This is a genomic window from Bacillus sp. KICET-1, from assembly GCF_027721405.1.
Lineage (GTDB): Bacteria > Bacillota > Bacilli > Bacillales > Bacillaceae > Bacillus > Bacillus velezensis.
The window spans coordinates 462,372-475,624 of sequence record NZ_CP113515.1; the positions used below are offsets into that span (position 1 = coordinate 462,372).

General features: G+C 49.7%; 13 protein-coding genes and 1 pseudogene. 6 read left to right on the forward strand and 8 right to left on the reverse strand.

Annotated elements, in window-relative coordinates:
- Position 1 precedes the first annotated feature (1 nt).
- The 3 genes from OVA33_RS02415 to OVA33_RS02425 all read right to left on the reverse strand — a co-directional run bounded on the left by OVA33_RS02415 (position 2) and on the right by OVA33_RS02425 (position 2,415).
- Positions 2–433, reverse strand: a complete 432-nt coding sequence (locus OVA33_RS02415; RefSeq protein ID WP_012116817.1) for a PTS mannitol transporter subunit IIA — start codon at positions 431–433, stop codon at positions 2–4.
- Positions 434–458: 25 nt separating this feature from the next.
- Positions 459–1,898, reverse strand: a complete 1,440-nt coding sequence (locus OVA33_RS02420; protein WP_014720723.1) for a PTS mannitol transporter subunit IIBC — start codon at positions 1,896–1,898, stop codon at positions 459–461.
- A 175-nt stretch (positions 1,899–2,073) separates the two neighbouring features.
- Positions 2,074–2,415 (reverse strand): hypothetical protein, encoded by a 342-nt coding sequence (locus OVA33_RS02425; protein ID WP_003156306.1) that lies wholly within the window; start codon positions 2,413–2,415, stop codon positions 2,074–2,076.
- 176 nt (positions 2,416–2,591) lie between these two features.
- Between OVA33_RS02425 and OVA33_RS02430 the strand changes: the two genes are divergently transcribed.
- The 3 genes from OVA33_RS02430 to OVA33_RS02440 are packed head-to-tail and all read left to right on the forward strand — an operon-like array spanning position 2,592 to position 5,449.
- Entirely contained in the window at positions 2,592–3,164 is a 573-nt protein-coding gene (locus tag OVA33_RS02430) for a DeoR family transcriptional regulator (RefSeq protein ID WP_017419264.1), read from the forward strand.
- Between the two features lie 32 nt (positions 3,165–3,196).
- The gene (locus tag OVA33_RS02435; protein ID WP_063637004.1) at positions 3,197–4,825 is read left to right on the forward strand and encodes a copper resistance CopC/CopD family protein; all 1,629 of its coding nucleotides are present in this window, start codon (positions 3,197–3,199) and stop codon (positions 4,823–4,825) included.
- A gap of 12 nt (positions 4,826–4,837) precedes the next feature.
- Positions 4,838–5,449, forward strand: coding sequence for a YcnI family copper-binding membrane protein (locus OVA33_RS02440; protein ID WP_007410287.1), 612 nt, complete (start codon positions 4,838–4,840; stop codon positions 5,447–5,449).
- 45 nt (positions 5,450–5,494) lie between these two features.
- On the opposite strand, the gene gdh is transcribed toward OVA33_RS02440, so the two are convergent.
- The 4 genes and pseudogenes from gdh to gabT form a co-directional block, all read right to left on the reverse strand.
- Positions 5,495–6,280 carry a glucose 1-dehydrogenase gene (gdh, locus tag OVA33_RS02445; protein ID WP_007609424.1) on the reverse strand — a complete coding sequence of 262 codons (786 nt, stop codon included), beginning with the start codon at positions 6,278–6,280 and terminating at the stop codon, positions 5,495–5,497.
- Between the two features lie 20 nt (positions 6,281–6,300).
- Positions 6,301–7,164, reverse strand: coding sequence for a RhaT/GlcU family sugar-proton symporter (locus tag OVA33_RS02450; RefSeq protein WP_014416913.1), 864 nt, complete (start codon positions 7,162–7,164; stop codon positions 6,301–6,303).
- 155 nt (positions 7,165–7,319) lie between these two features.
- Positions 7,320–8,709: pseudogene (gene gabD / locus OVA33_RS02455) on the reverse strand (succinate-semialdehyde dehydrogenase).
- A 105-nt stretch (positions 8,710–8,814) separates the two neighbouring features.
- Entirely contained in the window at positions 8,815–10,122 is a 1,308-nt protein-coding gene (gene gabT, locus OVA33_RS02460) for a 4-aminobutyrate--2-oxoglutarate transaminase (RefSeq protein ID WP_063636986.1), read from the reverse strand.
- Between the two features lie 107 nt (positions 10,123–10,229).
- Here gabT and gabR point away from each other — a divergent pair, with 107 nt between their 5' ends.
- Entirely contained in the window at positions 10,230–11,639 is a 1,410-nt protein-coding gene (gene gabR, locus OVA33_RS02465) for a MocR-like transcriptional regulator GabR (protein ID WP_063636987.1), read from the forward strand.
- A 27-nt stretch (positions 11,640–11,666) separates the two neighbouring features.
- Here gabR and OVA33_RS02470 read toward each other — a convergent pair whose 3' ends face one another.
- Entirely contained in the window at positions 11,667–11,981 is a 315-nt protein-coding gene (locus tag OVA33_RS02470; RefSeq protein ID WP_025649994.1) for an ArsR/SmtB family transcription factor, read from the reverse strand.
- A gap of 141 nt (positions 11,982–12,122) precedes the next feature.
- On the opposite strand from OVA33_RS02470, the gene OVA33_RS02475 reads away from it, so the two are divergent.
- Together OVA33_RS02475 and nfsA are read left to right on the forward strand one after the other, a co-directional pair.
- Entirely contained in the window at positions 12,123–12,410 is a 288-nt protein-coding gene (locus OVA33_RS02475) for a putative quinol monooxygenase (protein WP_025649995.1), read from the forward strand.
- A 16-nt stretch (positions 12,411–12,426) separates the two neighbouring features.
- On the forward strand, positions 12,427–13,173 hold the full coding sequence (gene nfsA / locus OVA33_RS02480) for an oxygen-insensitive NADPH nitroreductase (RefSeq protein ID WP_063636988.1): 747 nt from the start codon (positions 12,427–12,429) through the stop codon (positions 13,171–13,173).
- Positions 13,174–13,253 lie beyond the last annotated feature (80 nt).

Sequence of the window (13,253 nt, forward strand, 5' to 3'; positions counted from 1 at the left end):
GTCAGTTCACCTCGCTGAAAATAGCGGCCAGTTCTTCTTCCGTCTTTGCACTGATCAGCCGTTCGATGTTTTCTTCCTCTGAGCAGATGATGGCGATGTTTGACAGGATGTCTAAGTGTTCATTGTTTTTTCCGGCGATACCGAAAACGACCTTTGCCGTATTGCCTTCACCGTATTCAACACCGTCCGGAATCTGGATGACGGAAATGCCTGAATGAAGCACCTCATCCTTTGCATCTTCCGTGCCGTGCGGGATCGCGATGAAATTCCCCATAAACGTGGATGATGTTTCTTCACGTTCGAACATTTTTTCCACATAGCCGTTCTTCACGTAGCCGTTATCAATCAATGTCTGTCCCGCGAGACGGATGGCATCCTCTTTTGAGTTCACCGTCTGGTTCAGTTTGATGTTCGCTTTAGCCAATACTTCCATGATGAAGATCCCTCTTTCTGTTTGATTAGTTTTTAAGCTTTTCAATCAGTTCATCGTATTTCGGGCTGTTCAAGAAATTATCAACCGAAATGTGCACCGCCTGCGGCAGCTTCGCTTTCGCGCGGTCAGTCAGGTCCTTATGCGTAATGACGATATCCGCGTCATTCGGAAGATTATTGATCGACGTATTTGTCACATCAATATCCAGGTCTGCTTTTTTCACTTTGTTTCTTAAAATGGAGGCGCCCATTGCGCTCGATCCCATACCCGCGTCACATGCGAAGATAATGCGGCTGACTTGGTCAGCGGAAATATCAGCGGCGCTGTTTTCCGGCTCTTCCTCTTTGTCTGCCAATGCGGCCGCCGCTTCACTTTTCCTGCCTTTCATTTCCTGCATTTTTTCCGCCGCGGCTGTCAAATCTTCTTCGCCCGCTTTAGACGATTTCAGAATAAGCGCCGAGACGATAAACGATACGGCCGCGGCAACGATGACGCCCGCCAGCACGCCGAGATAGCTTCCTTTCGGCGTCAGCGCCAAAATGGCGATGATGCTTCCCGGAGATGATGCGGCGACAAGACCCGCGTTAAAGATCGAGAATGTAAGCAGTCCGCTCGCTCCCCCGGCGATCGCCGCGAGGATCAGCATCGGTTTCATTAAAATGTAAGGGAAATAGATTTCATGAATCCCCCCGAAGAAATGAATGATCGCCGCTCCGGGAGCTGTTGATCTTGAAGAGCCTTTCCCAAAGAACATATAGGCCAGTAAAATACCGAGTCCCGGTCCGGGGTTCGCTTCCACTAAGAACAGAATGGATTTACCCGCTTTGGCGGCCTGCTCGATTCCGATCGGACTTAAAATGCCGTGGTTGATCGCGTTATTCAGGAACAGGACTTTCGCCGGTTCTACGAAAACGCTTGCAATCGGCAGCAAATTCGCGTGGACAATGACTTCCACACCCGCCGCCAGCAATTTGTTAAGAGACAGGACGACCGGGCCGATCGCATAAAACGCGATAATCGTCAGCACCGCGCCGATAATTCCCGCCGTGAAGTTGTTGATCAGCATTTCAAAACCCTGTCTGACTTTATCTTTAAACACACGATCTAATTGTTTAATGAGATAACCGCCCAAAGGCCCCATAATCATTGCCCCTAAGAACATCGGAATGTCCGCTCCGACAATGACTCCGATGGCGGCCGTCGCTCCGACGACTCCCCCGCGGTGATCATAGATCATTTTTCCGCCCGTATATGCGATTAAAAGCGGCAGAAGATACGTAATCATCGGGCTTACCAATGTATTCAGCTGCGGATTGGGAAACCATCCCGCCGGAATAAACAGCGCGGTGATAATTCCCCATGCGATAAATGCGCCGATATTCGGCATGATCATACCGCTTAAATAACTGCCGAACCGCTGTATCTTCACTTTCATGCCAGCTTGCTGTTCTTGCTGCATGTTCATTCCCTCCCTGTTTGCCTGCCTTCAGATGAAAATAAATAAGACACGGGGTTTCTCTCTCCCCTGTGTCTTCATCATAAAACGCTTACAATCCCCATTCAATGAAAAGTAAAGAGGAGTTTGGCACAGAGACTGTGACAAATCCTTAACAAAAAAAAGACACCTCATCAAAGGTGTCTTACCGCTTTCTGTATATAATGTGTCCTTTTGTGACGACGAGCTTGGCAATGAGCCGCTCACTGACAATAAACACCGGATACGCACATACGAGCGCGAAAATGGCGGCCGGCACATACCGCGCTGCCGGAAACATCGGCATGACGGCGGTTCTGGCCATCTGCACAAGATAAATCAAAAGCACCGTGATCGCAATAGCCGCAGCCATAATCGGGGCTGATACTTTATATTCACGCAATTTCACATGGCAATGCCCGCACTGAAACTGGCACGGGATCATCGATGATCTGACCATGTCGCCTGTAATCGGCTTGCCGCAGTTCGGGCAGGTCGTTTCTTTCATGTTTATTCCTCCATTCAACTCTTCTATTATAACAGAGTCCGACTGCGTGTTTTACATTTGTGATTGTTCAACATTTTTTCACATATTTCATCATCAGGCTCTTGTGTGCATTTGTGAAAACATCTACTCTTAGAGGGAGGTTCATCACTCATTCGCATAAAAAGGAGGATGCAGAATTGCTTCCGATTCACAGACAGCAAACCTTGCTTGAATGGCTGAAAGAAGAGGGCGCGCTGAAAATCTCTGACATAAGCGAGAGATTCGGCGTCTCCGAGATGACCGTGTACAGAGACGTCAATCAGCTGGCGGATGCAAACCGGATTATCCGGACACCCGGCGGCATTACGCTCCCTCCCGCTTCAGAACGAAGCGCCAATCAATGCGGCTATTGCCTGCGGCCGATTCAGCATTCGTATTCTGTTCAGCTTATTACCGTTTCACAAACCGTTGAGCAGATGTGCTGCATTCATTGCGCGATTTTGCGGTATGAGGATAAAAAGGAAGAAGCGTCCCACGTCATTTGTAAGGATTTTCTTCTTCAGACGACGCTGACGGCAGCTTCCGCATACTTTTTAGTCCATGCCGATATTGACCTTCACTGCTGCCGGCCTCAGGCGATTCCCTTCTCAACGCTTGATTACGCAGAACGGTTTCAAAAAGGATTCGGCGGGGTCATTTGCACCTTTGACGAGGCGGCGGACATCATCTTACACGACAGGCAGAAGGGATGCACCTGCAGCAAGACATAACAACAACCAACCGGAAGGCGGTGTCATCATCCATGAGACAGAACAAACGCTGGCTCATCTTTTTGCTGTTCCTTGTTTTGATTCCGAAAACAAGCTTCGCCCACGCCTACATCACAAACTCAAATCCGGGTGAGAACAGCGAATTAAAACAAGCGCCGAAGCAGATTGAAATTGAGTTTAATGAACAGATTGAAGAAGGCTTCCACTCCATTAAGGTCTATAATTCATCCGGTGAACGGGTTGACGCGGGCAAAACGGTGATTCAAAAAAATAATGCCCGCATCATGACCGCGGCATTAAAAAAAAATCTGCCGCATGATATTTACAGAGCGGAATGGAACGCGGTATCGGCCGACGGACATCCGGTATCCGGCGTCATCCCTTTCAGTATCGGAAAAGCCGGCGGAGAACTTCAGGAGCAGACATCATCGCAAGCGGCGCTTCATCCTGAAGCGGCCATCGACCGCGGTATTTTGTACACCGCTCTCTCCCTGTTTATCGGCACGGCTTTTTTCCATCTGTTTTGGTACAGAAATAATAAAGATTCATCAAAAGCAAAACGAACTGTAAAGCTGCTCGTGATTTCTTTATGTTTAACGGGGCTCGCGCTCGTGTGCCAGCTCCCGATCCAGACGAAAGAAAACGCGGGCGGCGCTTGGAGCGCCGCGTTTCAGCCGGACTATGTAAAAGAAACGCTTCTGAAAACGGCAGGCGGGTACGTCTGGATGATCCAGATCAGCTTATTTATCCTGCTCGCCCTGTCCATGATCCCGCTGCTGAAGAAGAAAGCATTCCGGTCATTTGCGTACTGGACGGCGCCGCTGTTGTTCTGCTTCGCTTCGCTTTTGGCAAAAGCATTCGCCGGGCACGCGGCGGTTATCGACGAAAAAGCGGTCGGCATCGCAATGGACTTTCTCCATTTATCGGCCGCGTCTGTATGGATGGGCGGTATCGCCGCGCTTGTGCTGCTTCTTTCATCAGAGTGGAGAAAACCCGATAAAACCATCGCTTGGGAAACGGTCAGACGGTTTTCTCCTTGGGCGTTCGCCTCTGTCGGCGTGCTGTTATTTTCAGGTGTACTGAACGGATTTTTCATTATCCGCACGTTTGATTCACTCTTTCACACCGCTTACGGTAAGACGCTCCTTTTGAAAATCGGACTGTTTGTCATCATGCTTGCGCTCGGCGCCGTTCACGTATGGATGACGAAGTTCAGCAGAAAAAGGAGCATCAGCGCAACGATAAAGGCCGAATGGGCAATAGGCATTGCGGTGTTATTCACAACCGCCGTCTTCACAAGCCTGCCCAGCCCGCCGCCGCCTGCGCCATTGCCTTTTAACGGCTCAGAAACGATCGGAAACGGGGAGACCCTGTCCTTGCACATTACGCCGAACCAGCCGGGTAAAAATGAATTTCAAGTCATTGTCACCGATCATAACGGCAGCTTGGTAAAAGACATTCAGCAATTTACGGTCACTGTTTACCAGACGGGCTTCAGCGGCAAACAGCATGAAAGCACCTTTGATTTGAAGAAGACGAAGGAAGGCACATTTGAAGCCGCCAACCTATCCATCACCGAAAAGGGAAACTGGAAGATCAAAGTCCACGGGCTGACAAACGATTTTAATGAAATCAACCAAATATTCTCAACGACAAACTAAGGAGTGTATCTCATGTTGAAAAAAAAGGCTTTATTATTCATATCCGCCGTGACCCTGTCACTCGTCGGTTTTACGGCGACAGCAAGCGCCCACGTCTCAGTCAAACCCGCGGAATCCGCGGCCGGTTCTTGGGAAACGTACACGATGAAAGTGCCTGTGGAAAAGAATGAGCCGACAACGAAAGTCGTGCTGAAAATGCCCGCAGGCGTTGAATTTCAGCAGTATCAGCCGATTCCGGGCTGGAAAACATCCGTATCCAAACATGATGACAAAGCGGTCTCCGTCACTTGGGAAGCAAAGGACGGCGGCATTCAGCCCGGCCAATTCCAGCAGTTCACGTTCGTTGCGAAAAATCCTGAAAAGAGCGGAGATGCCGCTTGGGACGCTTACCAATATTACAAAGACGGCAGCATTGTAGAATGGACGGGTGATGAGAAAGCCGACACGCCTCACTCAATTACGAAAATCACGAAATCGGCCAGCGTGACGGATGCGCACGGAGCTGAACAGTCAAACGAAGAAAGCAAATCCGGCGTATCAGCGCTTGATATTGCGGCCATCGTTCTGTCAGCTGCGGCGATTATCCTTTCCATCGCGGCGCTTGTAAAGAAAAAACGCGCGTAAGCAAAAAGCGATCCGGCTCTAAAGAGCCTGCGATCGCTTTTTTTCTTATCCGCGTCCTGCCTGGAATGACGGATATTTTGTCATTCCGCCGTCAGCAAACAGCGTAATGCCGGTTACGTAGCTTGATTCCTTTGAAGCAAGCCAGACGGCGACAGCCGCGATTTCTTCCGGCTCACCGATATATCCCATCGGAATCATGCTTTCCACATCCTTTCTCTGAACGGGATCCGCAAATTTTTCCGCGTTGATCGGCGTATTGATGGCGCCCGGTCCGATATTGTTAACACGGATGCGCTTCGGCGCGTACTCAAGCGCCAGCGTTTCCGTCATCAATTTGATGCCGCCTTTACTCGCCGCGTAGTGAACAAACAGCGGCCATGGAATCATTTCATGTACGCTTGACATGTTAATGACGTTTCCTTGAATATCATTCTCTACGTAATATTTAATGGCTTCGCGGCTTCCTAAGAAAGCGCCGGTCAGATTGGTATTGATGACTTTGTTCCAGTCTTTGAGCGGCATTTCATGCGACTGAACCGGATTTTCCATGCCGGCGTTATTGATCATGACATCCAATGTGCCAAATTCCTTCACTGCGGTCTGCACGATGTTTTTGACATCTTCTTCTTTTGTGACGTCTCCTTGAACGATGACCGCTTCGCCTCCCGCTTTTTGAATCTCTTCTTTAACGGTTTGAGCGTCTTTTTCATTACTATAGTAGTTAACCACTACTTTCGCCTGCTCCTGTCCGAAGCGGATCGCCATCGCTTTTCCTAATCCTGATGAAGCTCCCGTAATGGCAACGACTTTTCCTTTTAAATCCGTGTACATGTTCAAACCTCCTGCATTTGTTATGAATTTGATTTCGCAACGCCTAAGAATACCGCGGCCACAATGATCAGGATAATCCCGATGGCAATGGCGACCAGCTGACGCTTCGTTTTGCTCTCACGGAGAATGAAGATTCCGCCGAGCGTGCTGATGACGATCCCCATTTGAGAAAGGGAAAAACTTGTCGCAACTCCGACGCGCGGCTGTGAGATGAACAGAAACATATTCCCGAGCGCCCAGATGATTCCCGGCAGAATGTTCTTGAGGGCGTACTTATTAAACGGTTTATGCTTGTACGTCAGGAGTAGTCCCCCGATGACCATCCCGATCGCCTGCGGCAGAAGCGCTGACCATCCGGATACGCCGAACAGCCGGGCCACAACGACATAGACCAAATAACCGAGCGTGGAGATCAGCAGGATGACAATGCCTTTTTTTAAGTTTCCCGGTTCTCCGTCCGCCCGCCCCTTTTTATCTTCTAAAGATGTGAGCACAATCCCGACGATGATAAAAATAAGGGCGAGAATACCCAGCGTAATCGCGATCGGGGTTGACCATTCTTTGAATACGATCACACCGAACAAAGAAGTCGAGACGAGCTGCATTCCCGTTGATATCGGCATCGTTTTTGAAACGCCCATCAGCTGTATGCTTTTAAGCTGATTGCTTTGGCCGAGCGACCAAAACAGCCCCGAGATGATGCCGACAATAAAAATGCGCCCAGACAGCACCGGGTGGACAAACAGATACAGCACAAACGAAACGATGAGCGCCCCGATTGTCGTTCCCAGCGTCTGGCTGTAAGGCCCGCCGCCTAATTTGACGTTAAATAACACGATGCTCCCCCAAAATAAAGCCGGGAGAAGAGCCAGTAATATATCCATGATGGCGACCTTCTTTCAATCGTATTTGCTGTTATTTTGTCTGGAATCGAACCGATTATTCCCGCAAGATCAAAAAAGCCTGCCGGCGATATTCACCGGCAGACTGCTCAATAAAAAACAGCCCCGCTTAGAAGCGGGGCTTTCTTTTCGGCTCATTAAAGTCCGATAGACATGTATTTGGTTTCCAGGTACGGTTCAATGCCTTCCGTACCGCCTTCACGGCCGATGCCGCTTTCTTTCATTCCTCCGAACGGCGCTTGAACCGCGGACGGACCGCCGTCATTCCAGCCGATGATGCCGTATTCAAGCTGTTCAGAAATATAGATGCCGCGGCGGTAGTTTTCTGTGAAGAAATAAGCCGCAAGCCCGAACGGCGTATCGTTCGCAAGCTTGATCGCTTCATCAATATCTGAGAAACGTAACGATCGGCGCAACCGGGCCGAATGTTTCTTCATGCATGATGTTCATGGATGTATCTACGTTTGACAGCACGGTCGGCGTCACGAAATAGCATCCTTTTTCATCGTTTTGGTCATACGTTCCGCCCGTCAGCACTTTTGCGCCTTTTTCCACGGCGTCATTAATTTGGCCGACGATTTTATCGAAGCCTTTTTTGTTGATGACAGGGCCGACGTTTACGCCTTTTTCAAGACCGTTTCCGACTTTGAGTTTCGCAGCTTCTTCACTCAGTTTTTTCGCAAACTCGTCTTTTACGGATTCGTGTACGATCAGCCGGTTCGCACAGACGCAGGTTTGGCCGGCATTTCTGAATTTAGAGGCCATTGTTTGGGCTACCGCCAGATCAAGATCAGCGTCTTCATCCACGATCAGCGGCGCATGTCCGCCAAGCTCCATTGACATATGTTTTACGGTGTCGGCGCTGTTTTTCATCAGGATTTTGCCGACAGGCGTTGAGCCGGTGAAAGTAATTTTTCGGATTTTCGGGCTGCTGGTGAAGACGTTTCCGATTTCGGCTCCGTCACCGATCACCACTTGCAGCACGTCCTTCGGAATTCCCGCTTCATATGCGAGGCGCGCAAGGGCGTAAGCGGAAAGCGGCGTATCCTCCGCCGGTTTGATGATGAACGTACAGCCTGCCGCCAAAGCGGGCGCGGCTTTTCTTGTAATCATCGCATTCGGGAAATTCCACGGCGTGATCGCGGCTACCGGGCCGACCGCCTGACGGGTGACGACAATCCGTTTGCCCGTTGTCGGCGCAGGTACGGTTCTGCCGTAAATCCGTTTTGCTTCTTCGGCGAACCATTCAATATAGCCGGCGCCGTATAAAACTTCTCCGACCGCTTCTTCGTACGGTTTGCCGTTTTCTTTCGTAATTAATTCCGCAAGTTCTTCTTTATTTTCAACAATCAGCTCATACCATTTTCTCAAAAGTGAGGCACGTTCTCCCGCTGATGTTTTGGACCATGATTGAAACGCTTGATGTGAACGTTCAATCGCTTTTTCAACATCTTCGGCCGTCTGCTGGGGGATGCTTTCGATCGCCTCTCCCGTTGCCGGGTTGTACACTGTTAATTGTTCTGGCATATTGAACATTCCTTTCTTTCCTATAGTAAAACCATTGAATGCTTGTTGATGTATCTCACACTTTCATGATAGCAGACACATCCGGCGGCATTCCAATAATTGAACTCACAGAGCTGCTTCGATAATGGAAAGGCCTTCTTTGAGCTGCTCATCCGTCACCACAAGCGGCGTCAGGAATCTGATAATGTTGCCGTTAATGCCGGCCGTCAGCAGCAGCAGTCCGTTCTCGTTCGCCGTTTTAGCGATCGCCGCGGCTTTTGCTTTATCCGGTTCCCGCGTGTGCGGATCTTTGACAATTTCGATGGCCGCCATCGCGCCGAGTCTGCGCACTTCTCCGATGCAGGCATGCTCTTTTTTCCACTCGAGCGCTTGATGCTCGATGATCCGGCCGATCTCTTCGGAACGCTGATTCAGCCCTTCTTCTTCAATAATATCCAAGACCGCGAGCGCAGCCGCACAGCCGAGCGGGCTTCCCGCATATGTGCCACCGAGTTCCCCCGGCGCGGCGGCATCAAGCATTTCCGCCCGGCCGATGACGCCGCTCAGCGGCAATCCGGCCGCAAGTGATTTGGATACGGTGATCAAATCCGGAACGGCTTCGAAATGTTCAATCGCAAAATACGTTCCCGTTCTGGCAAAACCGGTCTGAATCTCATCCGCTACAAAAACGATACCGTGTTTTTTACAAAAAGCGGCGACGTGCTGCACGAAACGTTTTGAAGGAATGATGAAGCCGCCTTCTCCCTGAACCGGCTCCATTACGACACAGGCGACGGTTTCCGGTGCAACTGCGGCGATAAAGAAATCCTCAAAAGCGCTGATGATAAAGTCGTCATACTGCTCGTCGCTCATGCCGGCCGGCTTTTGATAATAGTAAGGAAACGGCGCCTGATACACCTCTGAGGCAAACGGGCCGAAACCGAATTTATAAGGCTTCACCTTGCTCGTCATGCTCATCGTCATGTTCGTGCGGCCGTGGAACCCTCTTGTAAATGACACGACAGCCTGGCGCTTCGTATATTTTCTGGCGATTTTCACGGCGTTTTCCACCGCTTCCGCCCCCGAATTGAGAAAAATCGCTTTTTTCGCATGATCTCCCGGCGCAATGCCGCAAAGTTTTTCGGCCAGCTCAATATAAGACGGATACATCATGACGTTAAATCCCGGGTGAATCAGATCCTCCGCCTGTTTCTTCACGACCTCCACCACTTTCGGATGGGAATGGCCGACATTCAGCGTTCCGATCGCTCCGGCAAAATCAATGAATCGTCTGCCGTCCAAATCGTACAAAAGCGCCCCTTCCCCTTTTACCGCCATGCTGCGGTTTCCGTTGCCGACCCCCTTGGAAACGAATTGATCCCGTTTTTGCTGCCACTGGGCTGTTGTCACTTCCGATGATGCTGTTCGACTCATAGATTCCATCCCCCTGCATTGTTTTCTTATCATTCTGACTTCTTTTTGGTATGATGAAAAGTACCAAAATCAATTTTTCCATGGTATCAGAAAGGAGCAGGGTCTGGATGCTGACGATTTCCATTGACCATTCGGAAACGGCGGATTATATCTATCAGCAGATCTATCAGCACATAAAAGCGGCCGTTTTGAAACGCAGCCTGATGCCTCATACAAAGGTGCCGTCTAAACGGGAGCTTGCCGAGACGCTGAAGGTCAGCGTGAATTCAGTGAATTCAGCTTATCAGCAGCTGCTTTCGGAAGGTTATTTATATGCAGTCGAAAGAAAAGGCTTTTTCGTGGAGGAAATTGATACGGTTTATCATGAAGAAACGCCTTCGCTCTCATTGCCTGAAGATTTAAAAGAGCGGGAGCCGGATAAGAGCGGCTGGATTTCGTTTTCTCATATGAGCGTGGATACGGCGCATTTTCCCCTGAAAAGCTGGTTCCGCTGTGAGCATAAAGCAGCCGCCCGTTCATTTTATACACTCGGAGACCTCGTCCATCCGCAAGGCTTATATGAAGTCCGTGAAACCATTTCGCGGCTTATTTCCCTGACAAGGGGCGTTACATGCCGCCCGGAACAAATCGTGCTCGGGGCGGGCACGCAAATGCTGATGCAGCTGCTGACGGAACTGCTGCCAAAAGACGCGCTGTACGCCATGGAGAACCCGGGATATATGAGGATGTACCGGCTGCTGCAAAGCCTCGGGAAAAAGGTTGCGACGATCAGCCTTGATGAAAAAGGCATGTCCATGGCCGAAATCGAAAAACGCCGGCCCTGTGTATTGATCACCACGCCTTCCCATCAATTCCCCTCAGGCGTGATCATGCCCGCTTCCCGGCGGATTCAGCTTTTAAACTGGGCCGCCGAACAGAACGGCCGCTTCATCATTGAAGATGATTATGACAGTGAATTTAAATATGACGCCGATACGATACCGGCGCTTCAAAGCCTTGACCGGTTTCAAAATGTCATCTACATGGGGACCTTTTCAAAATCCCTTTTCCCAGGTCTGCGCATCAGCTATATGGTTCTGCCGCCCGGGCTTTTGCGGACGTTCAAAGAGAGAACGTATGACCTGCATACGTGCAGCACGCTTGCCCAGCTCGCGCTGAAAGAATTTATCGACTCAGGTGAATATCAGAAACATATTAAAAAGATGAAGCAGCATTATAAGAACATGCGGGAACGCCTCATTTCGGCTTTGGAAGAAACATTCGGAGAAAGAATCAGTGTAAAGGGCGCCAATGCGGGGCTTCATTTTGTCACTGAGTTTGACTGCGCCCGTTCAGAAAAAGTGATATTGGCACGGGCGGATGCAGAACAGCTCGATCTGTTTGCGATGAGCCGGTTCCGTCTGAAAACGGGAGGCGATTCAAATAAGCCGCAGCTCATTCTGGGGTTCGCCCGCCTGAAGGAGAGCGATATTCAAGAAGGCGTCCTCAGGCTTTACCGGGCGGTTTTCGGCGCATAAAAAAACCCCCGGAATTCGGGGACTTATTTACCAGCGGTCCTGTTCTGTCTGCAAAATCGCCTCCAGCAGGCCGGGAAACGCCGCTTGTAAATCATCTTTGCGCAGGGAATAATAACGGTGCTTCCCGTCTATGCGCACTTGGGCGATCCCCGCTTCCCGCAGCACTTTGAAGTGATGGGACAGCGTTGATTTAGCGACCCGGACATCAGCGCAGGTTCCGCACGTTTTTTCTGTTGTTTCCGCCAATTGTTTGACCAGCTCTAAGCGGAGCGGATCACTCAGAGCATGAAGAACCTTTGTCAGCTGTAAGCGGTCGGTTTCAGGATGGTTTGGAATGTTCATAAGTCAAATGTAACACATAAAAGCGGCGGGTGACAATTTAGGCGGTGAGGGTTTTTCCTTTACCATTCACTGCGAAACATGTTACAGTTAGTTCGATAATATTCGAACTATAACAAATAAACCCAATCAGGAGGAATAACAATGATCGTCTTACAGGCTTACATGAAAGTAAAAGCGGATAAACGCGAGGAATTTTTAGGAGAAGCGCAATCACTTGTTCAGCATTCACGCGCGGAAGAAGGAAATGTGCAATACGACCTTTTCGAAAAAGTCGGTGAGGAAAATACATTCGTTATGCTTGAGCAATGGAAAGATGAAGAAGCGATGAAATTCCACAACGCAACTGACCATTTCCAAGGATTCGTGGCAAAAGCAAAAGAAGTGCTGAGTGCGCCGCTTGACGTCGTCCGCACAGAACTGCCAGAGTAACGAAAGGATGAATGACATGAACGAAGTCCTTCAAATATTAACAGACCACCGTTCCATCCGCAGCTACACAGATGAACCCGTATCGGATGATCAGCTGGATCTTATCATCCAAGCAACTCAGGCAGCGCCGACTTCCATTAACGGCCAGCAATTTACCGTTATTGCGGTGAAAGATAAGGAGCGGAAGAAAAAAATATCCGAATTGGCCGGCGGCCAGCCGTGGATTGACCAAGCGCCTGTTTTCCTTTTATTCTGCGCTGATTTTAACCGCGCCAAAATTGCGCTTGAAGAATATAATGATACACCGCTTGAGATCACGAACGGTTTAGAGTCCGTTCTAGTCGGAGCCGTAGATGTCGGGATTGCGCTGGGTACGGCAACGGCTGCGGCTGAATCAATGGGACTCGGCACTGTGCCGATCGGCGCCGTGCGCGGCAAGCCTGACGAACTCATTGAATTGCTGAAACTTCCGAAATACGTTTTCCCGGTTTCCGGTCTCGTCATCGGCCATCCGGCAGACCGCTCCGCGAAAAAACCGCGTCTGCCGCAAGCAGCCGTTCTGCATCATGAAACGTATCAAGAAGAAGATGTAAGAACCCATATCGAGGCCTATGACAAGCAGATGTCCGAATACATGAAAAAACGCACCGACGGACAGGAAACAAGAAACTGGTCACAAGGCATCACTTCCTACTATAAGCAGGTTTATTATCCTCACATTCGTGAAATGCTTGAAAAACAAGGATTTAAGACGGATAAATAAACGTATCAGCCTGCCGGAACACTCCGGCAGGTTTTTTCTATTTCTCAAACAAAAGCGTTGACACTATGTGAAAATTTTTG